Genomic DNA, 25,846 nt, shown 5'->3' on the forward strand with positions numbered 1-25,846 from the left:
GCAAGACCGAAACCCGCGAGCGGACGGGCGCGCGACCGCGGGGCCCGGCGGCACCTCCAGACCCCGGGGCACGTGTCGTGCCGTCATCCGCCCCGGGAGGGGTGGGGACCGGCGCTCATCGGGGGTGAGCGCCGGGCCCTTCCCCGGCCCACACGTTCCATCGCGACAGACCAAGGACCATCGCATGCGACTGATCACCTACACCGTGGCGACCACCGCCGATCCCCGCCTCGGCGCCGTGGTCGGCGACAACGCCGTCGACCTGGGCGCACTCGCCGCCGCCCGCGGCGTCGCGCTGCCCGGCGACCTGCTCTCCCTCATCGCCGCCGGACCGGTCGCCCAGGAGACCGCGCGCGAGCTCCTGGCCGGCGACCCGTCCGACCGGCCCGCCGGGTGCGTCCGCCCCCTGGCCGACGTCACGGTGCTGGCGCCGCTGCGTCCCGGCAAGGTCGTCGGTGTCGGCCTCAACTACGTCGAGCACGTCGAGGAGTCCAGCCGCAGCCTCGACACCGACAAGGAACCGCCGACCCGGCCCGTCCTGTTCAGCAAGCCCGCCACGGCGGTCACCGGTCCCGGAGACCCCATCCTCCACAACGGCGACCTGACGCAGCAGCTCGACTGGGAGTGCGAACTCGCCGTCGTCATCGGGCGCACCGCGTTCAAGGTGAGCGAAGAGGACGCGTACGACTACGTCTTCGGCTACAGCATCGTCAACGACATCAGCGCCCGCGACCAGCGCCGCTCGGGCCAGTGGTTCTTCTCCAAGGGCCAGGACTCCTACTGCCCGTTCGGCCCCGCCGTGCTCACCGCCGACGAGATCGAGGACCCGCAGAACCTCGACCTGCACCTGGCGGTCAACGGCGAGACGAAGCAGAAGGGCAACACACGCGACATGCTCTTCCGGATCCCGAAGCTGATCGCCGACATCAGCTCCGGTGTCACCCTCGAACCCGGCGACGTCATCGCCACCGGCTCGCCGTCCGGTGTCGGCGCCGGCATGAACCCGCCCCAGTTCCTCACGCCGGGCGACATCGTCGAGGCCACCATCCAGGGCATCGGGACGCTGTCCAACCCCGTCGTCGACGCGCGCTGAGCCGCACCGCCGCACCGACCACGCCCCGCCGCCCAGCTCCCCGGAAAGGCATCCGATGACCCCACGCAGCTACCGCATCGGCCAGATCGTCCCGAGTTCGAACGTCACGATGGAGACGGAGATCCCGGCGATCCTCCGGGCGCGTGAGACCGTCGCGCCCGAGCGGTTCACCTTCCACTCCAGCCGCATGCGCATGACGCATGTGACGCCCGAGCAGCTCAAGGCGATGGACGCCGACTCGGACCGGTGCGCCCTGGAGCTGTCCGACGCGCACGTGGACGTGCTCGGCTACGCGTGCCTGGTGGCGATCATGAGCATGGGGCTGGGCTACCACCGCGAGTCCGAGACGCGCCTGCACGCCCGCACCGTGGAGAACGGCGCCCCGGCCCCGGTCGTGACCAGCGCGGGCGCGCTCGTCCACGGCCTGAACGTGCTCGGCGCGAAGAAGGTCGCGCTGGTCGCGCCGTACATGCAGCCGCTGACCCGCACCGTGGTCGAGTACCTGCAGCACGAGGGCGTGGAGGTGCTCGACTACACGGCGCTGGAGATCCCCAACAACCTCGACGTCGCGGCGCACGACCCGCTGAGGCTGCCGGGCATCGCCGCCGCGCTCGACTACTCGGACGCCGACGCGGTGGTGCTGTCGGCGTGCGTGCAGATGCCGTCGCTGGCCGCGGTGGAGGAGGCCGAGCAGAAGCTGGGCAAGCCGGTCGTGTCCGCGGCGATCTGCACGGCGCACCAGATGCTGCGCTCGCTGGGGCTGCCCGCGGTCGCGCCGGGAGCGGGCACACTGCTGTCGGGGCGGTACGCCGAATCACCGGTCCCGCCGGCGGCGCCCTGACCCGGGGCGAGACCGCCCGCCGGTAACATCGCCGCCGCACTGTTCCGGAAAGGCGATCATGGCAGAGAGCGCGAGCCGACCCAGCTCACTGATCAACACGATCTACGGCGCGTTCGTCCGCCCGTGCGGCGGCTGGATCTCGATCGCCGACCTCATCACGTTGATGGCCGAGCTGGACGTCGACGGCCCCGCGGTGCGCTCCGCCATCTCCCGCCTGAAGAAGCGGGGAACGCTGGTCGGCGAACGCCGCTCCGGCACCGGCTACCGGCTCAGCCCGGCCATGGGCCCGGTGTTCGACGAAGGCGACGCGCGCATCTTCGGCCACCTGGAGCCGGCCCGGCTCGAGGACGGCTGGGTCGTCGCGGTGTTCTCCGTCCCCGAGAGCGAACGCGCCGCCCGGCACCAGCTGCGCTCCCGCCTGACCTGGCTCGGCTTCGGCAAGGTCTCGCCCGGTGTGTGGGTCGCGCCGGCCCGGCTCCTCGACGCCGCGCGGCGCACCCTCACCCGGGTCGGACTCAGCGACTACGTCCACCTGTTCGCCGGCGACTACGCGGCGTTCTCCGAACTGCGCGGCACGGTCGGCGAGTGGTGGGACTTCGCCGCCGTCGAGGAGCAGTACGCCCGGTTCACCGCGACGTACGGGCCGGTCGCCGAGGCGTTGCGCACGGGGGACGAGGTCGGCCCGGACGACGCGTTCCGCGGCTACGTGCCGATGCTGACCGAATGGCGGCGGCTGCCGTACCTCGACCCGGGCCTGCCGTCCGAGCTGCTCCCGGACGACTGGAACGCGGTCGAAGCCCGGCAGGTCTTCGTCCGCCTGCACGAGCGCCTCGCGCCGCCGAGTCTGCGGCACGTCGAAAAGGTGACGGGGCTGACCGCGGCGGAGGCGTGACCGGGGTCCCCGCGACACCCCGTGACCCGGCGTGACCATGCCAAAGCGAACGCGTTCCGGCCGGGTGCGTGTGCTCCGCCCGATCGGGCCGTAGCGCGTTCCCTTGACGGTCGCCATGACGGGTGAACAAACCATGCCGTCGGCCCAGCGGGCGGCGGCCGACAGTCGCGTCCGACCTCACGCGGCGGGACAATGGCGGGAACGGCACAAGCGGCGGAAACGGGCGAAGGCGGGCGCGGCGCCCGCAACCGCGCCTGTCCGCCGGGACGCGGCGGCACGCGGCCCGGACCCGGTGCGCGGGCCGCCGACGTGCCACACCGCCCCGGGCACGGGCCGCGCCGACGGGACCGCGACCGCGCAGGCGGCGCGGAACCGGCACCGTCCGCGCGACGCAGGCTCGGGGACGAAAGAAGGCGAGCCCATATGAGCGCAGCGCCCGGCGCCGGCGCCCCCGAAGAACTCCCCGCCGACCTCGCGGCGGTGCTGCTGGACCCGGACGGCAACGTCCTGCTCGCCAGCCCCGCCGCCCGGCGCCAGCTCGGCCAGCCGCTGCCCCCGGCCGCCGCCGAAGCACTGCGCGGCATCCCCGGCCGCGGGCCCGGAGCGCGCGTCACCGTCCCCGGAGCGCACGGTCTCCTGCACGCCCGCACGCTCACCACCCCGATGTCCGAGCCCGACCCCGAACGCGTCTTCACGGGTCCCCGCGCGCGGCTCGTCCTCCTGCTGCCCGCCGACCGCGCCGGCGCGGGGCTGCCCGGCGTCGACGTCCGCGACCGCGAACACGGCCGACTCGCCCACGCCGCCGCCGTCGACACCGGATCGAGCCTCGACCTGGCCGACATCGCGCGCGCGTTCGTCGACGTCCTCGTCCCCGACTTCGCCGACCTCGCCTCCGTCGACCTCGACGAATCAGTCCTCGCAGGCGACGAGCCCGCCCCGATGGTCGGCGCCGTCCAGCCGCAGTTCCGGCGCGCCGCGGTCGCCGCCCGCCCCGGCCGTGAATGGCCCGCCGCAATGCTCGACGTCGGCGACGCCCTGCCGCACTTCGACGAGAGCCCCATGCTCGCCCCGCTCGCCGAAGGCATCCCCGTCGTCGCCACCGACATGGCCATGCTGCGCGCCTCGCTCGGCCTCAGCGGCGCCGTCCTCGACTCGATGATCCCGGCCGAGGCCGACTCCTCGATGGTCGCCACCCTCCTCGCCCGCGGCCTCGTCCTCGGCAGCATCACCGTCTGGCGGGCCGCGCCCCGCGCCAAGTTCGACGAACGCGACGCCACGCTCCTCGCCGAAATCGCCTCCCGCGCCGCCCTCAGCGTCGACAACGCGCGCCGCTACACCCGCGAACACCGCACCGCCGTCGCCCTCCAACGCGCCCTGCTCCCACGCGCCCTCAACCGCACCCCGGCCGCCCACACCGCCGGCACCTACCTGCCCGCCGAAGGCGAGGCCGGCGTCGCGGGCGACTGGTTCGACGTCATCCCGCTCTCCTCACTGCGCACCGCCTTCGTCGTCGGCGACGTCGTCGGCCACGGCCTCATGGCCACCGCGGCCATGGGCCGGCTGCGCACCGCCGTCCAGACCCTCGCCGACCTCGACCTCGAACCCGGCGAACTCCTCAGCCACGTCGACGACCTCGTCCTCAGCTACTGGCCCGAGCACGACCCCGACGACCCCACCGCCGAACTCGCCGCCCAAGGCGCCACCGCCCAGTACGCCGTCTACGACCCCGCCACCGGCGGCTTCACCATCGCGAGCGCCGGCCACCCGCCGCCCCTCGTCGTCGAACCCGGCGCCCCACCGCGGTTCGCCAAGTTCTCCCCGGGCCCGCCGCTCGGCGTCGGCGGCATGCCGTTCGAATCCGTCGAACTCGACCTGCCACCCGGCACCCTGCTGGCCTTCTACACCGACGGCCTCGTCGAAAAGCGCGACGCCGACCCCGGCGAAGGCATGGCCGCCCTCGCGCGAGCCGTCGACACGTACCGCGACCTGCCGCTCGAAGACCTCGGCCGGGCCGTCGTCGCCGAACTCGCCCCGCCGCGCGACGACGACATCGCCCTCCTCCTCGCCCGCACCGGCCGCCTCGGCCCCGACGCCATCGCCGAATGGGAACTCCCCGCCGACCTCGCCCTCGTCTCCCGCGCCCGCGAACTCGCCCGCGACCAGCTCACCGCCTGGGGCCTCGACGACCTCGCCTACGCCACCGAACTCGTCGTCAGCGAACTCGTCACCAACGCGATCCGCTACGCGGGCGGGCCCGTCCACCTGCGGATGCTCCGCGACGAGGTCCTCGTCTGCGAGGTCGGCGACCCGAGCAACACCCAGCCCCGCCTCCGACGGGCCCGCGAAACCGACGAAGGCGGCCGCGGCCTCTTCCTCGTCGCCCAACTCACCAGCCGCTGGGGCAGCCGCTACCGCCGCAACGGCAAAACCATCTGGACCGAACAAGCCACCACCCCGGCCCCGCCCGCAGAGTCGCTGTCGGAAGCGGACCTCCTGGCCGCCTTCGACGACCTGTGACCAGGTGCCGCGAGGCCCGGCGCAGGCGACGGCTTTGTCGGTTCGCGTCGTTAATCTGCTGCGCCGGCAGTCGGGCAGCCCGGGACGACTGGCTCTTCGGGGGAAGAGGCCTGCCGCCAATCCGATCACCGAGCGCGTGTGGAGTTTCAGTGGCTGTAGGAAGCGCTTTGTTGGGACTGCCGGAGCGTCCTCCGCGGGCAATCGATTGGCAGTCGGTGGAGGAAGCCCTCGGAACCCGGCTGCCAGCCGATTACAAGGACCTGATCGCGCGGTATCCCGAGCTCGTGGTGGGCGGCTTCATCCGGGTCCTCGGCCCGCACGGCCGGTTTCCCTCCATGGACATCGTCGCAGAGTCGCAGAGCAACCAGTCCTGGCTGGAGTACATCACCGAAGAGGCGGAGCACCACGACGAGGCGATCCCTTATGTCGCGTATCCGGCCCCGGGCGGCATCCTGCGGTGGGGGGTGACCACCAACGGCGACTACTGCCATTGGCGCACCGGCCCCGGCGATCCGGATGAATGGACCATCGTCGTCTCGGAGGGGAAAGGCGACGAGTGGACGGAATTCGCGGGCGGCCTGGGCGCATTCATCGAAGCCCTTTTCCTCGCACGCTCCACGGTCCCGTGCTTTCGTGGCGACTGGCCGCACAGCGGATCGACGACAACCTTCAGGGACAGAGGAGACCGCGCGGTCAGCGCCTGACGCGGCTGCGGACTGCCAGCAAGGCCAGGCCCAGCAGGACCGGTTCAGCGATGCGGGAGGCCAGCCGAACAGCGGACGAGGTCCGCGCCGTGCGGCACGAGCCGGATCTCCCAGTGCGCCTCGGGCCGGGGTCAGGGGCTCGGTCGGACCGGGCCGTTCCCGGGATCGTAGTGGGCCCTCAGGTAGAGGCGGGTGCGGTCCGGGGCGTACGCGTGGGCGTAGAGGAGGACGCAGCGCTCGTCGGACGTGTCGTACGTGTCGGGCACGCCGGAAGGGAGCGCGGTCGGCCCGTCCGTGTCCGACGCCGGGCAGACGTAGCCGTAGCGCACGCCGTCCTTGAGCGTCTCCGGCTCCGGAAGGCCGAAGTGGGCGAAGTCGCGCGGCGGGACGCCAGAGGCGGCCGTGGGCTCCAGCCACTTGCCCTTCGGGGGGTTCTCCTTCAGGTACGTGTCCGCTTCGGCCCGGGTCAGCGTGAAGGTGAGCAGGCCCGTGTCGTAGCGGGAGGTGCTCTCGTACGCGGCCTCCGGCGACCTTGCCGTGCCCGGCAGCGGAAGGCCCATCTGCCTGCTCATCCACTCCGGTGTGATGCCGGCCGCCCAGTCGGAGCCCGGTGCCGGTCCCGTGCCGCGGGTGGTGTGCCCTCCGTCGCCGCTGCATGCGACGAGGGCGGTCGCGAGCACCACCGCGGCCGCAACCGCGGCGGTCCGCCGTCGGACAGATCCGCCGTCCACGCACCCTCCTGACGCTCCCGCCGCCCTGCGGCAGCCGGCCATGAGCATGCCCCACCGCCGCGCCCGGACCCGTTGGGCTATCCGGAATCCGCATCCGCACGGAGCCTGACCGGAGCCCATCGGCGCCCCTACCCGGTCTGCTTGGGCCGAGTGGAGCCCCCCATCCGAGGACGACCATGACGTCCGGGCCGCACGGAAATACGTCAGGTGCCATGTCGGCCACCCGCCGATCCCGCACCCGGCGCGATCGACAACACGTACTGGTCACCCGCGTCGCGCTCCTGGGCCGCCTGGGTGAAGGAGGTTGCAGCACTCGCCGGGCCGGGCACTCTCCGCGCGCCGCGTCCGTCACCGTGACGGGTGTCCGGCCGACGCGGAGGCGGAGGGCGACATGCGAGACCGACGTACCGGAACGGCCGGGAGCTGGACGGCGGCCGCGCTGGCGGTCGCGCTCGTCGCGACCACGTCGGGGTGGACCTGGGAGCGTGGCGCCACAGCGCGGCCCGCCTGCTCGGTGGCGAAGACCCCGGCGGCGCCGCCCACGGGCCCGACCGCGCCGGCCGTACCGGACCTCTCGGTCACCGGCGACGTGGCGACCGGTCTGGACACTCCGTGGGGCGTGGCGCCGCTGCCGAACGGCGACGTCTTGGTGGCCTCGCGGGACAACGGCACCATCTCGCGCTTCACACCCGGCAAGCCCGGCCGCACCGAGGTCGGCAGCGTGCCGGGGTCGGAGCACGACAACGAGGGCGGCCTGCTCGGCATCGCGCTGTCTCCGCGCTTCGCGTTCGACCGCTGGGTGTACATCTATACGAGCGCCGCGAACGACAACCGCATCCTGCGCATGAGGTACCTCGGCGGGCGGCTCGTCAGGCCGGAGGTGCTGGTCACCGGCATCCCGTCGGCCGGGGGGCACAACGGCGGGCGCATCGCGTTCGGCCCCGACTGCATGCTGTACGCCGGGACCGGCGAGGCCGGCAACGAGTCCCTCGCCCAAGACCCGAACTCGCTGGGCGGGAAGATCCTGCGCATGACGCCCGAGGGCAAACCCGCGCGGGGCAACCCCTTCCCCGGCTCGCTCGTCTACAGCCTCGGCCACCGCAATGTGCAGGGCCTCGCGTGGGACTCGGCCGGGCGCCTGTGGGCCTCCGAGTTCGGCGCGAGCACGTGGGACGAGCTCAACCTGATCGTCCCGGGCGGCAACTACGGCTGGCCGAACGTCGAGGGCACGGGCGGAGCGCCGACGTACATCGACCCGCTCACGCAGTGGACCCCGGCCGAGGCGTCGCCGAGCGGCATCGCGATCGTGGACGACGTGATCTACGTGGCGGCCCTGCGCGGCCAACGCCTGTGGCAGGTCCCGATCGAGGGCACAAAGCTCGGGCAGCCGAAGGCGTACTTCCAGGGCACCTACGGCCGCCTCCGCACCGTGCTGCCGGCCCCCGGCGGCGGCCTGTGGGTCACCACGAGCAACACCGACGGCCGCGGCGACGTCCACGACGGCGACGACCGCGTGCTGCGCGTGACGCTGGGCTGAACCCGGAGCGGCTTCACGCAAGACCGGTCTGCACCCCGGCGTGCCGAGACGCCGAGACGCCGAGAGGGACGACTGCACGTGCTCCTGTCTGGGCCGATCCCACGGCGGTGGCGCGTGGTTGGACGGCTGGACAGACCTCGGAGAGATCGCCATCGGACACGAGCGCCGGACGCGAATCACGTACGAGGTGCGACGCGGCTGGACGCACCACCTCCTCGCCGTCGATCCCGTCCGGCCGGGATTCGCCTGCCGCGTGACCCGCACCCGGACGACGTAGCCCCGTCCGGGCGGCTGTTCCGCGCCGACCGGGACCGTCCTCGTTGTCCGGCGTGGCCTCCAGAGAGGCAACGGCACCGGCGCTGACTCCACGCCCCCGGCCCAGTCACCTCAGCTACCCGGTCTCGGCAGGAGCTGTTCGAGGACGAAGAAGCCCTCTGGGGAATCGCGTGACCGTCGACAGGCCGCGTTCAGCAGCTCTCGAGCTCCTGAGAACGGACGGGTTCGCGGCCGCTGGATAGCATCGCGAGGTGAACTCGACTCGCGACGCCGCCGACCTGATCACGGCGCTGGCCATCGCTTCGGACCGCTTCAGGAAAGCCGGCCACGGCATCTACCGAAGTCACGATGCGGAATGCGGGTGGAAGCAGTTCAGCAACTACGCGGGCTCGAAACAACGCGCCACCTGCCTTGGCTTCGCTATCACCCTCGAGGACGACCGCGAGATCGACGTCGAGGTCATGGTCGCCTCCGCACCGGACGGGCTGATCGTCAGCGGGGACATCATGATCGACGTTGACGATGAGGAGACGGGGCAGCGCCACCAAGAGCCGCTGCTGGAGCTGCCGGACGTCCTCACCACCACCGTGCGGGACTGCATATCGACGCTTGACGCCTACGTCGAACAGCTCACTAACGCTGCGCCGGCGCTGGTGGCTCAGGCTCTCGTGCAACGCCTTCCTTGACCGTCGTACGGGTCGGTCGCCGGTTCCTCCCACAGCACAGGCCGTGGGTGGCGGGTTAGGTCCTCGGGGTGCAGGCGGTAGGACGGTAGGGTCATGCCCGCGGCCATGGCCACGCGGGTGATCCTTCGCCGTGTCCGGCGGCGTCCGCGGCCTCGGCGGCGATCAGCCTGCCGGGTTCGGCGATCCAGCCCGCGTCGAAGTACACCCTGGACAGCAGCGCGGCCAGGTCCTGCCACACGGCCGGGTCCTGGGTGGGGAGTTCGGCCAGGTCGAGGCGAAGAGCCGGTCGGCGAGGTCGCCGGCGGGCGGTTCGAAGGTGGGGTGCTGCCGCGCGCGTTTGATGGCCTGGTCGACCGCGCCGACCGTGACGCGCATGTGGTCGGCGAACTGCTGGCGGCGCGGCGATGGCGGCGGCGCGCCGGTCGGCGCTCTCGGTCTGCTGGATGCCGAGCAGTTGGCTCTGCGCCGTGCACTCGCGCAGCGCGTCCTCCAGCCGGGTGCGCCAGTCCGTCGTCATGGTCGTGTCCTCCGGCGTCGCAGAACTCTCGCATCTGTTCGTTTGTGCGACAGCGGACCCGCGTCAACTCGGCAGCGGCGGTTCGAGAGGATGTTCGGGTGATCGCTAATTCGTTGGTTCCCTTCACCGTGCTGGAATCGGAAGCGAATGTGCTCGCGTTGGCGGGGGCTGGTACCAGCGAGTACCGCGTCGGTGATGCTCGTATCGTGTGCGGGGCCGCTGCGGCCGTGGTGATCGCGGAGGCGCACGACGACCTGGCCGTGAGCGGAGTCCGCAACAGTCGCACCTTCGAGCTGATCGATACCGCGCTCGACGACTCCGCCGGCTGGCCGCCGATGCTCGTCGGACTGGTGCTGATGTTCGTACGAGTTCCCCACGGCATCGTCTACCTGGGGCAAGGCCAGTGGCGACAATGGGGAAACGGTTACGAAGGCGGCTTCTCGGCGGTTCTGGAGATCCGGCCGCCGGTGCCCGGGCCGGTGCTCGACCGTGTCCGCCCACCCCATCCTCCCGCGCCCGTGCCCGACGACGGCTGGATGGACCTCGTGGCCGACGACCCCCAAGCCGCATTGGCCGAGTTTGTGACCGGCTGGCACCCGACGGCCCAAGCAGCTCCTGCTTTGAACCTCCCTGGGACAACCAAGCCCCTCATCCCGCAGCCGCTCGCACATTTCCACCGGCTTGCCGCGGACCGCCCGCGGATCCTCGGTGTGCAGAACTTCATCGAACCGTGGGAGAAGCTGTCGCCTCGACCCGGCGAACTGATGCAGATCGCCGTCGAGAACCAAGGCGGCTGGGGCTGGCTCGTGGACCCGACCGAGCCCGACCCGGCGGTATGGGTCCACCACGACGACGTCACCCCGATGGAGCGCGAGCCCGAACCGCTCAGCACCTGGCTGCTCCAGTTCGCGCTCGCCGAAGCTGCTTGCGGGGGCCCGTACGGCGCCTTCGCCACCCAGGTCCCGACGCCACGGGTCGACGACCTGGCCCGGATGCTGCGCCGTGTACCCCTGCGCTCCCGGTCGTGGTCGGGCTACCCGGCGTCCTTCTACGTCGCGCCCGGCCTTGTCGTGAAAGTCAGCGGTGACCAGTACATCTCGGTCGTGGCAGCCGCGAAGCACCGCGCCCTCCTGCACCCGCTTGCGCAGGCAGGCATCGAATGGCTGAAGTTCGACGGCTGAGGCAACACCGCGGCAGCAAGGAGCTGGATGGGGTGCCGGAAGCCGGGGCTCTGGACGGGGACCGTTGGGCCGACTGGCCGGAGCCGTGGGTGGGCGCCGAGTGCGACGTGCGCACAGTCGTGAGTGCCATGTCGATGGACGATGTGGGACTCCGGCAGGAGGTTGTTCTCCCACGTGTCGAGCTGCGAGCCGTCCGCCGCGGCGATGTGCCCGTCGCCCCGCCCGCGGCGTCAAGCTGTCGCTCGGCGGCACCCTGTACGACCCCGCCGACCCGATGGGCAAGATGGTCTTCAACATCCTGGCCACCTTCGCCGAGTTCAAGGTCGACCTCCCGCGCATGCGTACCCGCGAAGGCATGGCAGTCGCGCGGGCCAAGGGCAAACTCAAGGGGAAGCAGCCCAAGCTCACCGCCCGCCAACAGAGCCACCTCAGCATTACCAGTTTGGCGAGCACACCATCGCCGACCTGCGGGGCGCTTCTCCGTCAGCCGCTATCTTCTACCGCGTCCTCGAACGGGTCCAGCGCAACAGTTCACATGAGGGTCGTCTATGACTGAGTCAAGGCTGTTCTCGAACCGCTGGGCCGGAGCCGTCGGGCGCGGCAGCGCCGGATCCGACCGCGACCTGTGCCGATGCCTCGGGCAGCGCTTGGACCGGCCCCCGCGAAGCGTCAAGTTCCACAATGACCGCCAAGACACCGGTGCGGCTGGTTGGCAGCACCTGCTCGAACTGATCGAGGAGGCAGCTGACGACCAACGGGAGGAGTTCAAGCCGCTGATCGAGCTCAGCGCCGAGGAACGCAGGCAGGTCGTCACGCTTCCGCCGTCGATCGCCAAGCTGACCGCCGTACGGAACCTGGTGCTGTACGGCAGCAACCTGGTCCGCATCCCGCCAGAGATCGGAGCGATGCGGAGCCTGGAGGAGTTCACCCCGTACACCTCGTACCGCCTCCACTGGCTCCCGTACGAGATAACCCGCTGCCCGAACCTCCATCGAAGCACCGTCAGCACCCGCGCCCTGTACGGCAACTACAAATACCGCCCGCCGTTCCCCGCACTGCCCTCGCCGACTGCAGACGGAACCGGGGAGCTCGACATGGCCGAAGTCGACCCTGGAACGTGGGGCACGACGACGATCCGCCGCTGCAGCGTGTGCAGCCGGCCGCTCCATGAGGCGGGCCTCCACCAGGCATGGATCTCGCTGCGCGTCGCCACCGATGTGCTTCCCCTGCTGGTCAACGCCTGCTCCAGCGAGTGCATCCAAGCGCTGGCACAACCGCCAGAGGACTACGTCCGGACACCTCATCGCGGTGGCTCCACAGTCGTCCAACCCGCTGCCGACCACTTGCTCTGAATCGCACTCCGTGGCGGCTCGGTCGGGAGACTTCCATTCCCCTTCTTCGCTACGCAGAGGTACTTGTCACTTGACCGGAGCTTCGGGAGAGCAGGGCCAGTTCACGCGTCGGCGGCGATAATTGGGGTGCGCGAAGTTCCCTCAACAGCTTGGATCAAGAGGCTGACTGACCGTTGAGGTGGGGCGACGAGCGCCCCGGAAGGCGGCACGCCGATGGCGTTGCGACTGCACCCGCTGCAGGGCCCCCTGGACCGCATGACCGAGTACCTGCTCGATGCTCAGCAGATCCATGACGTGACCATGGAGCGCCTCCGAGCGACGCCGGAGGCCCGCCAAGCAGAGGGCAAGCCGGGCGGAGGCCAGCCTGGGCGTGTGCACTACTCACTCAACCGCGCGGTCATCGTCGCTGCGGTTGGTGCGCTGGAAGCCTTCAACGAGGATCTCGCGCTGACCGCGCAAGCCCTGGATCCCCAGGCCCAACGCGGCAACGACTGGTACCACATCGATGGCAAGCACGGGATGGTGCAGACGCCAAGCCCGCACAACCTCCGCAAGATGCTCTGGACGTTCTTCCGCTACGACCCGCGCCCCGCGTGGCACTGGTCGGTCACCATCTCCGATTCCGAGGTGACTCCGGGCGGCAGCACATGGCGGTTCCCGGGTGCGCACGAGTGCACGGGGCCGGACGCTGCCGCCTTCCTGAAAGCGATGGTCAAGGTCCGGCACGGTTTCGCCCATCAGGACAAGGCCCGGAAGCCCAAGGCTTTCCCCGGCATCGTCACCCTGACCCCGACGGGCCGGTTCGCGATCCACTCCCACCACGCCACGAATGCCCTGAGCGTCGTACTCCAGTACGCCGTGCTCACCGTTTCCGGACTCTCCGCCCACCTGTCCCTCTCCGGCCAGTTCCGGTGGTCCATCGCGATGACGGACGCAGGCTGGGAGGAGCTGCTGGCAAACACCCCGGCGGGCAGCGCGGTATCCAGCGGTTGGAGGTACGCCCCGGCGCTGTAGCCGCGGCGTTCCCGCCCGCCGGTTCAGCGGCCGCGGTCCTGGCGCCGGAGCCCGGCCTGGGTCGCCTGCCGTACCCGCCGGTTCGTCGACACGTTGCGGGCCAGGATCATGCGCCGGACGTCGTCGGCCGGCCGCTCGCCAGGCGCGTGTACCGAGGCTTCGGGAAGCCGTGGGGCGGGCGGCGGCGTCTGCCCGACCGGGAGTTCGGCGGCCAGACGTTCCAGCGCGCGGGTGCGGTCTCCGCTCCGTGGGACGGCGTCCCACACCGCCGTGTACGCGGCGCGCAGTGCCTCCATCTGGGAGTCCGTGATCGGATAGGGCCGCTGGGGCGGGAGACCCGGCGGCCGGTGTGCGGGGGCGATCGCGAGGATCATGCCGCGCTCTGCCTGCTGCTGCGTCCGGTGCAGGTGTCCGGCTGCCAGCACTGCCCCGGTACGGGTGAGCGCGCAAACCTGGTCCAGGGTCCGGTGCGCTCGTGAGGCCTCGCCACGCGCCCGCGACGCGCTGCCACGCCGCGCCGACGGTCCGCGCCTCACGCACCGCGTCGGTCACCAGTTCGGCGACGTCGCGCCTCGCGGCGAGTTCGACGCAGGCGCCGTGGGCGCGGTCGACGAAGGCGGCGGCCTGGTCGTGCGCGACGGCCATGCCCAGCGCGACCTGACGCAGCGCCGAGGCGGTGGCCGGCACCGGCGGGGTGGCGAAGCCCGCAGCCGGCGGTCCGCCGTGCCTCCCGAACACGTCGACATTCACGTGGCCGCGTCGCGGCCAGCGACTCCCGAAGTCGTCGACAAACGACTCCCGTTCCCGGGCTCCGGTCCATTTGTTGTGGTCGCGTACGCAACGTGACGGCGATGACTCCCAACCTCGAAGGTGCTCCTCCGGAGTCTGCGGTTAGGCTCGCGGCATGACAACGCCATCTGTCCGCCCACGACCGGCCCTTGGGGCAACTTCGAGCCGCCCGAGCCGCTGAAATGGCGGTCCACGAGTCCACGCGCGAAGCTCGACTGGCCGTCTTCTTGTCCACGGTGCGTCGCGGTGAGATCCGCACAGGCGTGGTGGTCTCGATCCACAATTTCGGTGTGTTCGTCACCCTGGACGGGGACGCCAGCGGTAGCCACTCGGGGTTCATCGACTGCGCCGGACTGTCCTGGCGCTCCTTCGACCACCCGAGCGAAATCGTTGAAGTCGGCCTGCGGATACGGGCAGAGGTGCTCGACGTTGACTTTGGCCGCGGCCAGGTCAAGCTGTCGCTGAAGGCGACCGTCCCCGACCCCTGGCGGCGGTACGCCGCGACGGTCCACGTCGGGGAGATCGTGGCCGGGACAGTGACCAAGCTCGTCCGGATCGGGGCGTTCGTCCGGGTCAGCGACGGCATCGAGGGCCTGATTCCGTGCGCCGAGCCGGCGGATCATGCGGTGACCGCGCCGGAAGAACTCCTCAGCGAGGGCGAGGAGGTCCGTGTCGCGTTCGCCCATATCGACTTCGAACGACGCCGCTTGCTCCTGTCCCTGCGCCAAGCCCAGGCCGCGCTCCGAGCCACGCTTGGTCTTCACGAGTAGAGCAATACGCGTTTGCGGAGGAGCTCGAAACCGGCACGGCCGAACATCTGGCGCTTGAGCATTTTGATCCGGTCGACGTGGCCTTCGACGACGCCGGAATTCCACGGCGCACCGCCTTGAGTCGGATCCTGTCGCTCTCGGCCAGCGCGTCGGGGTGAGTGAGCAGCCAGCAGGTCACGGCGCGGGCTGACGGCGCCCGCGGCCCGACGGGCTGGGGCTTGCCGCGCAAGGTCCGGCGGACGTAGTTGCGGACGTTGCCGTAGCCGTCGGGTGGCCCTGCCCTTTGATCTCCTCCCAGAGCCGCCAGGCATTGGTGCAGCCGTCCTGCCACCGCTGGTCCAGGTAGGGCTTGTAGGCGTCGAGTTCGGTCGCTCGGCTTTGCCACTGTCGGCGTACACACGTATGTGGCTCTGGCAAGATTTTCGTAGCCGGAGATCAAACCCGGCGTCTGCTCTTGGGGCGAGTTGTGTGAGTGGGGTTGCCTGTCGGTGGGGGTTCGGTGCGGTGGTGGACCGAGGTGCCATGTGTCGAGGTCAGCAAGTGACTGTTACGGAATCCGGCTTGGGAAACGGCATCATCTCCCACCCGAGTGGCCAGTCCCCTTCGCGTAGTTCTGACTCCTCGACTTCCAGAACCCGGGGAATCCGCCGGGTCCACCACCCGTCCTCGTCCTCGGGCCGCCCGGGCCACGGAACCGTGACCTGACGGAAGATCTCGTCACTTCGGTCGAGTTCGGGTTGTCTGAGCGCCTGGACGCGGGCGGGGAGCCGTGGCCACACCTCTGCCAGGATGGTCCGGTACCGGATGTCATGGTGGAACTCCGGCGCGCACCAGGAGTACGGCTCGTCCATCCCCTTCACAGTCAGTCTCCACCGTTCGATGAGCACGTTGAGGGTGGTCGGCTGCCCGTCGGCCGAGGTGCCGACAACGGCATCCACGGCGGCCTGCACGGCCTCGGCATCCGCGGCGCTCAGCGCGCACTCGGTCGCTTGATTCATGTCTCGACTATCTCCTCGTGGCCCGTGCGCCACCACCCTCTGCGGCCGGTTCGCGCGCCATGGGTGAGGAGGGTGAGGTTCACGTCGCGGTGGATACGCGGTCTGGGTACCGGCGGCGCAGGTGGGCGATGAGCACGACACGCTGACGCAGCAGAGCGATGCCCGCGCGGCCTGCCATGATCCGCTTCTGGAGTTTGACGTCGGTGATGCGGCCTTCGTTGACCCCGGAACTGTAGGGGCTGGTGATCCCCTGGACGACCGCGTCGTGGTCTTCGCGGAGCGCCTTCGCCAGGCTGGCGAAGGCCGGGAGTCGGCAGGCGGTGAGTTCGCTGAGCCAGCCCGACAGCGCAGCCGCGTCGCCGGCTTGGAGCATGGCCGCGAACCGGCGGACCAGCGTGTGCGCCCGGTCGAGTTCGGGGCAGTGGGCAAGCAGGCGGTGCAGCCGATCCTCGGTCTCCAGGCCGCGTCGTTCCGGGCTGGTGGCGATCCAGCGGGCGACCTCGCGCGGCGACGGCGGGAGCTCGTGAGGCTCGGCCAGGGGCAGCCCGTCGCGCATCGGGGCGACGGCCATCTTCACGCGCTGATAATGCCCGGTGTAGCCCTTGGCGGTGAGCTCCTCGTGCAGGACCTTCGCGCTGTGTTCGCCTTCCTCCCAGCGTTGCCGCAGGTAGCCGAGGTAAGGGTCGAGGGCGGTCGGGGTGCGCGGCCGGCGTCGGCGTACGACGTCCTGCCAGGTGGCGGCTGCTGCGTACTTGCGCACGGTGCGCCAGTTCAACCCCAGTTCCCGGGCGGCGGAGTTGTAGCTGCGGCCGGTGTCCGTGAGCGCGTGCACTGCGTCGAACAGCCGCTTCGCGTGCCTGCGGGCCGGCGTGTCCGCCGACTCCAGGGGACCGGGCACGGAACGCGGCGGAGCTGCGGGTTCGGTGTCGACGACGGCCTCGTCCAGGCAGCTGCGGTGCGCGGCGGCGACCTGCTGGACCCGTTTCGACAGGCCCTGCCAGAGGTGGAAGCGGTCGCTGACCTGCACCGCGTCCGGGGCACCGACGGTGACGCCCAGACGATAGGTCGGCGAGCCGTCCCGGCAGACGACTTCCACGCCGGGATGCTCCCGCAGCCAGGCGGCCAGTGTCTCGGCGTCGCGGCCTTCCCACAGCGTCACCGGCAGCCGGGTGTCCGCGTCGACCAGCAGCGTGCCGTACACGTCGCCGTACAACGCGAAGTCGTCCACCCCCAGCACACGGGGCGCCGTGACGGGCGGGAACGGCACCCGCATCAGGTGGAACAGCACACTGGTGCGCGACAGGCCCGCATGCACGACGCGCAGCATCCGCGCGCCGCCCCGGCCGGCGAGCAGCACACCGACCGCCTCCACCAAATGCTGCAGCAACGGCGTCCGGCGCTGGTAGCGCACGGTCAGCCCGGGCACCTGCTCGGCGAACGTGACCCTCGAACAATCCGTGGTCTCGCAGTACAGGCGCCGCACCGACAGGTCGATCCGCACCGGCCGGCCACCGAGCGCGACATCCGCGAGGCTGCGCACGTACCGGCTGTGCACCCAGCCGCTCGCCACACCGCAGCCCGGGCACGCAACGCAGACGCCGTCCCGGGTCTCGGCCCGGACGGCCACCACCGGACCGACAGCATCGACCGATGCCACGACCACGGTCGCCAAGTGCGGTAGCAGTTCCTCGAATTCATCAGCACACGAACCCAGCCTGACTCAACGGGCCACGCCCACGGCACAGGGAAGCCCGCCAACAGATGATCTCCGGCTACGAAAATCTTGCCAGAGCCACGTATGTCCCCAGCCACGTACGGATGAACGCGGCCAGTTGTCGATGCAGTGAGTTCCAGTGCTCGTCACGCTGCTGTATGAGGCAGTTGGCGGAGGTGACTCGCTGTGGTCTTGGATCCGCGTCGGTGGTTGGAGCTTCGTCGTTTCCGGGGTCTGCTCGGAGTCCGAGGCGTCGGGGTTCGGGTCCTAGACGGAGGTCACCAGCAGGCTCGGAAGTGAAATGGACACCGCTCGCCCGACACCCGACGGTCGACGGCGCTATGGAGCCGGGGCCGCCCCGGACCGGGCTATGTCGTCCGGGTGCGGGTCACGCGGCAAGCGAATCCCGGTCGGACGGGATTGACGGCCAGGAGATCCGCAGACCAGGCCTTCGTCTCCTTGTAGTGGACCGTGACGAAGGGACGCACCGTGTCCAGGTGCGTGCCGTCGGCGGCGGTCAGCTCGACGGTGACGCGGTAGGAAGCGATCCTGCCAGGATTGGCGACGGTGCCCGTCACGTGTACGGTCCGCGGGTCCTGGTCGGAGAGCGTGCACGAGGTGACGTGCACATCGTCTATCGGCGAGGGGCTGTCGAGGCTTGTGGCGACGAGGACTCCGACCGCAACGGCGAAGACCGCGACGACCCCGACGAGACGCCAGGCCGACGGCTTCGGCGCGTCGGGATCGGGCGGCGGCGGTACCCAGCGGGGCATCTCCGGTCGGTAATACGGCCCAACCTTGCTGCCCACGGCGCCCCCGCTTCGCACAGGGCAGACACTCGCCTGCCCCAAACAGCCAGTGTTCCACGCGAGCGCGATTCCCGACCGCTCACCCCGGCGCGTATCCGCCACGCCTCCGAAAAGGCGGTGACCGGCCGGGTCGGTGGCAGGCAGGATGATCCACAGTTGGCGGCCGCGTGCCTGCGTCCGCCCCACCGCGCCCAGCACTGCACTCCGGAGCCGCCCGTGTTCGTCCCCCTTGCGTCCGGAGCCGGCGGTCTGTTGCCGCACTTGCCTGTCATCGATGTCGGGCCCTTTCTCGCGCGGATGAGCCTCGACGATCGCGGCGTCCTCCTCGGTGGTCCGCTGGCGCGCGACCTGCGGACCCGCCGCGCCGTATTGGTCTGGGCGACGGAACACGGATCCGGCGACGACCGCCGCGCCCTCCTCGATCCGCAGCTCAAGCACCCGACCGTGAAGCACATACCCGTCGATGTCCTGGACGCGCTCGCCCGATCCACCGAGCCCGCGGCCGTTGTCGCCGGCTACGCCCACCCCGACGCCTCGACCGCGCTGCGCCGCCGCATCCTGGCGGGCGGCCCCGGCACCCCGCCCGTCCCCGCCGAACTGCGCGAACTCCTGTACGCGACCAGCGCGGTGCCCCTGCTCGCCCCGGCCCTCCACGGCCAGGACCGCGACCTCGCCGCCCATGCCGCTGCCGTCGTCGACAGCACGGGGCCCAACAGCGCGCCCCGCGAGCCGGCGGACGTGTACACGTGGCTGCGCAGCGGCCGTCGGACGCCGGACGAGGAGGCGGACGGCCAGGATGAAGAGAAAGCGGTCCAAGACCTGCTGGACTCGGTCGCCTTCGGACTGTGGACCGCCGGCGAGTGGAACGATTTCGCCGCCCGGTACGCCGCCCAGCCGATCGCGTCCATGATGACCTGGCGGCTCCTGACCCACCCCGACTGCCCGCCGGCCGCCGCGGTCACCCTGATGCTTGCCTGCGACGACGGCACGTCCGCGCTGCTGCACGGCCTGGTGACCGGCAGGCTGACGCCCGAGTACCTCGCCACCGAGGCGTCGGGCGCGGCCGGACTGGTCTCCGTCCTGTGCGCGGCCGCCGTGCGGGCGAGGGCCTACAGCGAACCCACCGTGCCGGCCGCGGTCGACGCGGTGCGCGCAGCCGTACGCGCCGAGCTCGGCGCCGACCCGGAGCGGTGGCGCGCACTCCTCGCGCTCCTGCGCACCGGCTACTCCGGCTCCCTGCCGGAACTCCTGCGCGCGACCGCGGACCCTGCGCCCGCGCGTCTGCCTGCCGCGCCGAAGCGGCGCGACCCGGAAGCGGACACGCACCCCGGTGACGCCCGTACCGGATCGTCGTGGACCTGGCTGCTCACACTGGCCGAGCCCGCGCACCAGGGCCGGGTCGTCCGCGCGTTGACCGCGAGGCTCTCGGACGCCGACCGGCAGGAGATCCTCGCCGAGATCTGCCTCTGCGGTGACCCTCGCATGCTCTCGGACGATCTCGTCGAGGCGTTCCTCGCCAGCGCCGACGCGCGGCACCGGGCGCGGTTCGCCGCGCTGCGCTGGCACCGTCCGCAAACCCTGGCGAGGTTGGCCGCGCTCGACGACACCGCCGTCAACAGTGTGCTGCTCAACAAGCCCGGGATCCCGGCCGCGATGAAGGGCCGGATCGCGCATAGCGGCTGGTTCACCCTGCCCGGCACCGATGCCGACGATCCGGTGGTCCGGCAGTACGGCGGTGCAGCGTTGCCCAAAGCCCTGATCCATGCCCCGGACGCGCACCTCGTCTACGGGGTGCTGGGCACGTCGGCCCACTCCCTGTGTGCGACCTACCAAGTCGCGGGCTGCCGCCGCCTCATCGCCCTCGGCCGACTCGACCTGGCCGCCGACTTCGTCCTCGGCGAGCCGGCGGCGAACACGGCGCGTCCGCACAACATCGTCGTCACGACGCTGCGCGAACCGCTGGGGGCAGGCGACGCCGCCGCGGCGGAGGACGCCGCGCGGGCCCTGGTCGAAAGCTTGTTCGCCACCCACCTCCTCACCCCCACGGGCTCCGAGCTCACCTGCCACTTCGAAGTGGACCTCGACCCCGACTGGCCGCGCATCGCCCGCCTGCTCGCCGGGCGCCCCGTACCGCAGCACGCCGCCGCCACGCTCGCCGCACTCCCCGGGGCACCCGACCACCTCGCCCGCGCGATCCTCGAGGCCGACCCCGCCCAAACAGCACGGCACATCGCCGTCCTCTCGCCCGAACTCGCCTCCGCCGCACTGGACCTCGTGTCCCTGGAGGGAGCCCGGGGCACCGACTGGATCAGGGACTGCATCGAGCAAGGGCTGCTCACCGCCGAAGACGTCGCCACCCGCGCCTGGCCGGCGGGCGCGCTGCTGGGCCTGTGCTTCCGGCAGCCCGACACCTTCGCCAACCTGTCCGGCCACGTCCGCGACCTGATCGCCCGCCACAGCCCACTCGCCGGTGAGACAACCGCCATCCTTGCCCAACTGGCCCCGGAATTCACCGGCACCCTCCCCGAGCTCCTGGCCACGGCTTCCGCCGCAGCGGAACCCGTGCGGTAGCCCGACCCGTCGGGCCGGCGTCCGTTCGTTCCGGCGCACCGGTCAGGCCCGCCCCACAGGTTGGCCGGATCGCACGGCTACGTCTGCGGAAGGATCGGCCCGGAGTCGTCTTGAGGTACTGAGCATCGGCCTCTGGGACGGTGCCCCGTTCCACCTCACCGCCGCGCACGGCCTGTCCCGGTTGCGAACCCTGTCCGCGTACCCGGGAACGCTCGCCGATCCGTTGGAGGTCACCGGTCTCACGGACTTGGAGTTCCTGACACTCGGGCCGGACGAATGGTGGGTGCTCCTCGACGCCTGCGCCGTCCCGAAAGGGCTGTCCGCCGCCCAAGTCGTCGTCTATGGCCAACCGGACCCCGTCCCGATCATTGCGCTCGCAAACGAGATCCTCGGACTGTGGGACCGGCCCGCGATCATCGACCTCGTCCTCGAAGGGCAGCTCTCCTCCGCAGAATGAGACCACGAACACGTGCAAGCGACTTCGGACATGAAGGCCAGCAGCCCCCAAGGCTCGTGAGGCGCGCAGCCCGTACCCAGACAGCAGCCAGTACCCGGTGATCAGGGCGCGTTCGCCAGCCGGGGTGCGGCTGTTCGGCGCCAGCATGCGGGTGGCCACAGCTTCACGCCTTCGCGGTGGTGGGCAGGGCCTCGAGGTTGCGGGCGCGGAAGGCGTCGATGACGGCGAGTGCCTGGACGCGGGTCCACGACGCGGCCGCGCGGGCGATGGCGGTGGCGGCCGCCGGATCCAGTTCGCCGTGTCCGGCGGCGTCCGCGGCCTCGGCGGCGATCAGCCTGCCGGGTTCGGCGATCCAGCCCGCGTCGAAGTACACCCCGGACAGCAGCGCGGCCAGGCCCTGCCACACGGCCGGGTCCTGGGCGGGGAGTTCGGCCAGTTCGAGGGCGAAGAGCCGGTCGGCGAGGTCTCCGGCGAGCGGTTCGAAGGTGGGCCGCTGCCGCGCGCTCGATGGCCTGGTCGACCGCGCCGACCGTGACGCGCATGTGGTCGGCGACCTGCTGGCGGCCGCCGCGGCGATGGCGGCGGCGCGCCGGTCGGCGCTCTCGGTCTGCTGGATGCCGAGCAGTTGGCTCTGCGCCGTGCACTCGCGCAGCGCGTCCTCCAGCCGGGTGCGCCAGTCCGTCGTCATGGTCGTGTCCTCCGAAGGGGGGCCGGGTGGGTGGCGAAGGCCGATCCGGGGTGTGCCCGGACCGGCCGGGGAAGCTGGTGCCGGTGGTCAGTCGTCCTGGTCGGCGGCCAGGTCGTCGCGGAGCTCGCGCAGGTGGGCGTCGAGCCGGTGGATGACGGCGTGCGGCTGGCCCATGCCCTCGCGGAACTCGGCGAGCAGCGTCGTGGCGATCGACACGAGTTCCGCGTCGGTGGTTGCGGCGGTGATGCCGGCGTCGTCGGCGTCCCGCAGGGTGCCGATCGAGCCGATGTCCCAGATGTCCGTGAGGCCTTCGGCGTCGTCGCCGTCGGCGGCCCGGCGCGCGCACACCGCCGCGATCTCCTCGGCGGCGACGGCGTCCGGCCCGAGCACGGCCGCGAAGTGTTCGCCGTTCCAGTCGATCGCGCAGTCGTCCAGGACGCGCTGGGCGAGCGGCGCCAGTTCGTACAGCAGTGCGGTGGCCGCCTCAGCGGTCAGCACCGGGATGCGGTGGCGGCGGTCGATGCCCATCGCCACGCTCTGCGGGCGGCCGCCTCCGATCACTGCGTCGTAGGTGGCGAGCAGGACCCCGTCACGCAGCGAGAGTTCGACGTACGCGCGCTGCTGTTCGGTCTGCCCCTGGTACCAGCGGTACAGCGGGGCGTCGCCGATGCACGGCTGGACGGTCACGGTGGCGGCGGTGTCGGACGGATTGGTTGCCAGTACCCTCCCGAGATGTGGGCCCTGCCTGGCGCGGGGCCCGGGGTGCTGGGTCTCGACCACCCGGCACCCCGGAGCTACACCCCTGCCGGTAGTTTTCCTATAGGTAGGGGTGTAGTGCTCGGTTGGGTGCCGACTGGCGGCCCTTGGGGGTGGGGTCCCCGACGGGTGAGCTCGCACATTCAGGTGTCTCGCATTCGCGGCCGGGTAGAGAAGCTCGCTGTGGGTGACCTGCGCGAGCCCGGCAGCACCCGGCAGTCTGCTGGTCGGCGATGGGCATGATGAGCGGCGGCAAGTCTCAGGTGTCTCCAGGGGAGTGACTATGGCGTTCAGGACCCGGGCCGCCGGACGGGAGGACTGGTCCTACGCGCCGGCTGTCGGTGTCGGACCGCTCCGATTCGGTATGACCGTCGGCGAAGTGGTCGAGGCGGGTGAGGGATTCGGCCGGACGGACGTCAGCGACTGCGCGCGAGACCATGCGGTGTTCTCGCCGACCTGGAAGGTCGAAATCCACCGCCGCGGGGTGGATCCTTCGCCGCCTGCGGTCACGGCCTATGTAAGCCAGGTGGCGGGGTTGTTCTGTATCGCCGCCGACGCCGTGCACGGCCCCCAGGTCGTGTATGACGGACTCCCGATGGTTGGGAGGGACATGTCGGAGCTGGAGCGCGACGCCATCGCGTACGCCGAGGCCATGGACGTGGGCTTGCGCTATACGCCCGAGGGCTGGACAGGACTGGACGACCCCGGCGTCGTGATGCGCGCGCAACTCGTCTCGCAGGTCCTGCGCTCGCGTCCGTTGTTCATGGTGACGCGGGACGGCGCGAACACCGAGTGGGACTCGATGCCCTCAGAGGAGTACCACGTCCACGGCCAGGCCACCGTTCCGTAGCCGTAGCGCCTCGAGGTCGTGCCCTGACCCCGCTGTTCTGGGGGCGCGTGCGCCCTACGGCGAGGTTCGCCTGGACCTCGGCTCGCGCTTGCGGATTGACCTGGCCGAAAGCGCCTGAGCCGTGCCAGTGTCATGTCTCCGTTCTGACGGTGCGTTGAGCCGTACGTCGGCCGGGTGTCCGAGGATGCCGACCACTTATGTGCTCAGGGCGGTGCGGCCTCCACGTCGCCACCGCCGTGCAGTGGCGCCGCCGTGCGGCCACTGACTGGACCGCCTACCTCCAAGCACGCACCCGCAACCGTCAGGCCGCCGTCGGTAACAACCACCTGTAGCCACGCCCCGCACGCCGACGTCACGCGTCTCGGATGCAGGTCACCGATTCGTCTGAACCGCCGTGCGCCACCGCGGATTTCGGTGCGGGAGCCGGAAGCACGGCCACCAGGCCAACGGCGCTTTTGGAAGTGGCCGTGCGCTTCCGTGCGCTGCCCGCCCTGGCAGTTATCGCCGTTGGCGGGCGCGAAAGTAGCTCAGCCCTCACTGTCTGATCGCGCGAATGATCAGCCGCGTCGTGGAGTACGGGCTTCGCTGCCGCCTGGCATCCGCGAAACGCGGGGGCAGCGCTTGCGTCCGCCGGCTTCGGTACGCTCTGCGGCCCAGCGCTGATCCTGGCACCGCCAGGCAACTCCGCGCCCACGCGGGCGAGTCCACCGCCGACGGGGCCCGCCGTACCCGAAAGGCGGTGTCGACCGATGCGCGATGGCCAGGCTCTGTGGGACGCCCTCGCCGCGCGCGACACAGCTGAGCTCACGCGTCTTCTGGACAGCGGCCTGAGCTCCGACCGCACCGACGAATGGGGCAGGCCGATCCTCGCCGTGGCGCTCGACTCGGACGACGTCGAGCTGGTGCGGCCCTTCCTGGACTCCGGAACGCCGGTCGACATGGTCACCACCGAACGGGGCACGACACCGCTGATGATCGCCGCGATGAACGGAAACCCCTCCCTGGTGGAGTTCCTGATCTCCCGGGGCGCCAACGTCAACCTCAGGGAGACCGGCGACTTCGACACGGGAACCTCGCTCACCCACGCCGTGGAATCCGACGAGCCCGCCGCGATCGTGCCCCTGCTCCTGAGCGCGGGCGCCGACCCCGATCTCCCGCGCCCGGACGGCTGGACGCCGCTGGTGCTGGCCGCCTACTTCGGGCACACAGAGGTGGTGCGGGCCCTGCTGGCCGCAGGCGCGAGCACGGCCCCGTCGATCCACGACGGTACGGTGAACGCCCTCGGCGTCGCGGAGGAACGCGGGCACGCCACCATCGCCCGCCTGCTGCGCGACCACGGCGCCCCGCAGCCGGCCGAGCCTCACATGGAGCACCTGGCGGCGGCACTCGCCGACATCACCACCTGGTGCGCCACCCACGCCGCACCCCTTGGCCGGGCCCCGCACGACCGCGGCCGAATCGCCGGCGCGCCCCGCACGACGGCCGGCATGACGGCGAACCCGACAGTCGAAGCGGATGACCTCGGCGCACTCACCGCACGGCTGCAGACCCTGGTCTCGGACATCACCGACTGGCTCGCCGGGCACGCCGCGCCCGCCCACGCCCAGCTGACCGCATCCCTGGGCCCGGCCGGCCCCGATGCGGTCACGAAACTCGAGGATGCGGTCGGCGAGTTCCTGACCGCCGACTTCCGCGCGTACCTGCGGCTGTTCGGCGGCCACGCGGGCCTGGGCGTCTTCGAGTACGAAGGGCTGTCCGTCGCGGGCATGATGGAGCGGCGGCGGTCCCTCGAACAACTCCGGGAGACGGGGACCTTCGACACCTGGCCCCCGCGGGAACTGGACCCCGAGCGTGCGCGCGTGCGGTTCGCGTGGTGGCACCCGGGCTGGGTCCCGTTCGCCGCCGACGGCGGCGGCAACCTGTGGTGCATCGACCTCGCACCCCCAGAACACGGCACCCGCGGTCAGGTCTTCGCCTGGGAGGAGCACGCAGGCCCGCTCAACCCCCGCGCGTCGTCGTTCGAGCGGTTCCTCAGCGACTACCGCGACGAACTGCTCAGCGGCCGACACGCCTACGACCCCGACAGCGGCACCTACTTCTGAC

Annotated in this window: 25 protein-coding genes; 17 read left to right on the plus strand and 8 right to left on the minus strand. The window is 71.2% G+C overall.

Translation table 11 applies throughout. The features are described from left to right. The first annotated feature begins 184 nt into the window (after nucleotides 1–184). From QI554_RS15670 to QI554_RS15690, 5 genes are all read left to right on the plus strand, one after another. Entirely contained in the window at nucleotides 185–1,093 is a 909-nt protein-coding gene (locus QI554_RS15670; protein ID WP_281470466.1) for a fumarylacetoacetate hydrolase family protein, read from the plus strand. 55 nt (nucleotides 1,094–1,148) lie between these two features. Continuing rightward, entirely contained in the window at nucleotides 1,149–1,934 is a 786-nt protein-coding gene (locus QI554_RS15675) for a maleate cis-trans isomerase family protein (protein WP_281470467.1), read from the plus strand. A gap of 58 nt (nucleotides 1,935–1,992) precedes the next feature. Next, nucleotides 1,993–2,826, plus strand: a complete 834-nt coding sequence (locus QI554_RS15680) for a PaaX family transcriptional regulator (RefSeq protein ID WP_281470469.1) — start codon at nucleotides 1,993–1,995, stop codon at nucleotides 2,824–2,826. Nucleotides 2,827–3,249: 423 nt separating this feature from the next. Continuing rightward, complete coding sequence (locus QI554_RS15685; RefSeq protein WP_281470471.1) at nucleotides 3,250–5,343, plus strand: ATP-binding SpoIIE family protein phosphatase; 2,094 nt, start codon at nucleotides 3,250–3,252, stop codon at nucleotides 5,341–5,343. Nucleotides 5,344–5,513: 170 nt separating this feature from the next. Next, nucleotides 5,514–6,047, plus strand: a complete 534-nt coding sequence (locus QI554_RS15690; RefSeq protein ID WP_281470474.1) for an SMI1/KNR4 family protein — start codon at nucleotides 5,514–5,516, stop codon at nucleotides 6,045–6,047. 131 nt (nucleotides 6,048–6,178) lie between these two features. Here QI554_RS15690 and QI554_RS15695 read toward each other — a convergent pair whose 3' ends face one another. Next, nucleotides 6,179–6,778 carry a hypothetical protein gene (locus QI554_RS15695; protein ID WP_281470476.1) on the minus strand — a complete coding sequence of 200 codons (600 nt, stop codon included), beginning with the start codon at nucleotides 6,776–6,778 and terminating at the stop codon, nucleotides 6,179–6,181. A gap of 391 nt (nucleotides 6,779–7,169) precedes the next feature. Here QI554_RS15695 and QI554_RS15700 point away from each other — a divergent pair, with 391 nt between their 5' ends. Together QI554_RS15700 and QI554_RS15705 are read left to right on the plus strand one after the other, a co-directional pair. Then, the gene (locus tag QI554_RS15700) at nucleotides 7,170–8,315 is read left to right on the plus strand and encodes a PQQ-dependent sugar dehydrogenase (protein ID WP_281470478.1); all 1,146 of its coding nucleotides are present in this window, start codon (nucleotides 7,170–7,172) and stop codon (nucleotides 8,313–8,315) included. A gap of 527 nt (nucleotides 8,316–8,842) precedes the next feature. Next, nucleotides 8,843–9,277 (plus strand): hypothetical protein, encoded by a 435-nt coding sequence (locus QI554_RS15705; protein WP_281470480.1) that lies wholly within the window; start codon nucleotides 8,843–8,845, stop codon nucleotides 9,275–9,277. Between the two features lie 91 nt (nucleotides 9,278–9,368). Here QI554_RS15705 and QI554_RS15710 read toward each other — a convergent pair whose 3' ends face one another. After that, on the minus strand, nucleotides 9,369–9,794 hold the full coding sequence (locus QI554_RS15710; RefSeq protein ID WP_281470482.1) for a hypothetical protein: 426 nt from the start codon (nucleotides 9,792–9,794) through the stop codon (nucleotides 9,369–9,371). Nucleotides 9,795–9,892: 98 nt separating this feature from the next. On the opposite strand from QI554_RS15710, the gene QI554_RS15715 reads away from it, so the two are divergent. The 4 genes from QI554_RS15715 (at nucleotide 9,893) to QI554_RS15730 (ending at nucleotide 13,341) form a co-directional block, all read left to right on the plus strand. Continuing rightward, nucleotides 9,893–10,975: a hypothetical protein gene (locus QI554_RS15715; RefSeq protein ID WP_281470484.1), complete on the plus strand. Its 1,083-nt coding sequence runs from the start codon at nucleotides 9,893–9,895 to the stop codon at nucleotides 10,973–10,975. A 100-nt stretch (nucleotides 10,976–11,075) separates the two neighbouring features. Then, nucleotides 11,076–11,531 (plus strand): recombinase family protein, encoded by a 456-nt coding sequence (locus QI554_RS43570; RefSeq protein ID WP_425527984.1) that lies wholly within the window; start codon nucleotides 11,076–11,078, stop codon nucleotides 11,529–11,531. Next, complete coding sequence (locus QI554_RS15725; protein ID WP_281470488.1) at nucleotides 11,524–12,327, plus strand: leucine-rich repeat domain-containing protein; 804 nt, start codon at nucleotides 11,524–11,526, stop codon at nucleotides 12,325–12,327. Before QI554_RS43570 ends, QI554_RS15725 begins: the two co-directional genes overlap by 8 nt. A gap of 255 nt (nucleotides 12,328–12,582) precedes the next feature. Next, nucleotides 12,583–13,341 carry a hypothetical protein gene (locus tag QI554_RS15730; RefSeq protein ID WP_281470490.1) on the plus strand — a complete coding sequence of 253 codons (759 nt, stop codon included), beginning with the start codon at nucleotides 12,583–12,585 and terminating at the stop codon, nucleotides 13,339–13,341. A 23-nt stretch (nucleotides 13,342–13,364) separates the two neighbouring features. Here the strand turns inward: QI554_RS15730 and QI554_RS15735 are convergent, their stop codons facing one another. Then, nucleotides 13,365–13,766 carry a hypothetical protein gene (locus QI554_RS15735; RefSeq protein WP_281470492.1) on the minus strand — a complete coding sequence of 134 codons (402 nt, stop codon included), beginning with the start codon at nucleotides 13,764–13,766 and terminating at the stop codon, nucleotides 13,365–13,367. Nucleotides 13,767–13,816: 50 nt separating this feature from the next. Between QI554_RS15735 and QI554_RS15740 the strand changes: the two genes are divergently transcribed. Further along, complete coding sequence (locus QI554_RS15740) at nucleotides 13,817–14,002, plus strand: hypothetical protein (RefSeq protein WP_281470494.1); 186 nt, start codon at nucleotides 13,817–13,819, stop codon at nucleotides 14,000–14,002. Between the two features lie 310 nt (nucleotides 14,003–14,312). Further along, nucleotides 14,313–14,900, plus strand: coding sequence for a S1 RNA-binding domain-containing protein (locus QI554_RS15745; RefSeq protein WP_281470497.1), 588 nt, complete (start codon nucleotides 14,313–14,315; stop codon nucleotides 14,898–14,900). Nucleotides 14,901–15,433: 533 nt separating this feature from the next. On the opposite strand, the gene QI554_RS15750 is transcribed toward QI554_RS15745, so the two are convergent. The 3 genes from QI554_RS15750 to QI554_RS15760 all read right to left on the minus strand — a co-directional run bounded on the left by QI554_RS15750 (nucleotide 15,434) and on the right by QI554_RS15760 (nucleotide 18,859). After that, complete coding sequence (locus QI554_RS15750; RefSeq protein ID WP_281470499.1) at nucleotides 15,434–15,898, minus strand: hypothetical protein; 465 nt, start codon at nucleotides 15,896–15,898, stop codon at nucleotides 15,434–15,436. Nucleotides 15,899–15,977: 79 nt separating this feature from the next. After that, a complete protein-coding gene (locus QI554_RS15755; RefSeq protein ID WP_281470754.1) occupies nucleotides 15,978–17,561 on the minus strand; it encodes an ISL3 family transposase in 1,584 nt (527 codons plus the stop codon). 419 nt (nucleotides 17,562–17,980) lie between these two features. Continuing rightward, entirely contained in the window at nucleotides 17,981–18,859 is an 879-nt protein-coding gene (locus QI554_RS15760) for a hypothetical protein (RefSeq protein WP_281470500.1), read from the minus strand. Nucleotides 18,860–18,865: 6 nt separating this feature from the next. On the opposite strand from QI554_RS15760, the gene QI554_RS15765 reads away from it, so the two are divergent. After that, nucleotides 18,866–20,992 carry a hypothetical protein gene (locus QI554_RS15765; protein WP_281470502.1) on the plus strand — a complete coding sequence of 709 codons (2,127 nt, stop codon included), beginning with the start codon at nucleotides 18,866–18,868 and terminating at the stop codon, nucleotides 20,990–20,992. A 181-nt stretch (nucleotides 20,993–21,173) separates the two neighbouring features. Then, a complete protein-coding gene (locus tag QI554_RS15770) occupies nucleotides 21,174–21,449 on the plus strand; it encodes a hypothetical protein (RefSeq protein WP_343230785.1) in 276 nt (91 codons plus the stop codon). A gap of 163 nt (nucleotides 21,450–21,612) precedes the next feature. On the opposite strand, the gene QI554_RS15775 is transcribed toward QI554_RS15770, so the two are convergent. Then, nucleotides 21,613–22,137: a hypothetical protein gene (locus tag QI554_RS15775; RefSeq protein ID WP_281470504.1), complete on the minus strand. Its 525-nt coding sequence runs from the start codon at nucleotides 22,135–22,137 to the stop codon at nucleotides 21,613–21,615. Between the two features lie 87 nt (nucleotides 22,138–22,224). Continuing rightward, on the minus strand, nucleotides 22,225–22,824 hold the full coding sequence (locus QI554_RS15780) for a hypothetical protein (protein ID WP_281470506.1): 600 nt from the start codon (nucleotides 22,822–22,824) through the stop codon (nucleotides 22,225–22,227). Between the two features lie 352 nt (nucleotides 22,825–23,176). Between QI554_RS15780 and QI554_RS15785 the strand changes: the two genes are divergently transcribed. Then, nucleotides 23,177–23,743 carry a hypothetical protein gene (locus QI554_RS15785; protein WP_281470508.1) on the plus strand — a complete coding sequence of 189 codons (567 nt, stop codon included), beginning with the start codon at nucleotides 23,177–23,179 and terminating at the stop codon, nucleotides 23,741–23,743. Between the two features lie 749 nt (nucleotides 23,744–24,492). Then, entirely contained in the window at nucleotides 24,493–25,845 is a 1,353-nt protein-coding gene (locus QI554_RS15790; RefSeq protein ID WP_281470510.1) for an ankyrin repeat domain-containing protein, read from the plus strand. Nucleotide 25,846: the final 1 nt, after the last annotated feature.

Source organism: Yinghuangia seranimata, from assembly GCF_029953285.1.
In the GTDB taxonomy this organism is placed as follows: Bacteria; Actinomycetota; Actinomycetes; order Streptomycetales; family Streptomycetaceae; genus Yinghuangia; species Yinghuangia seranimata.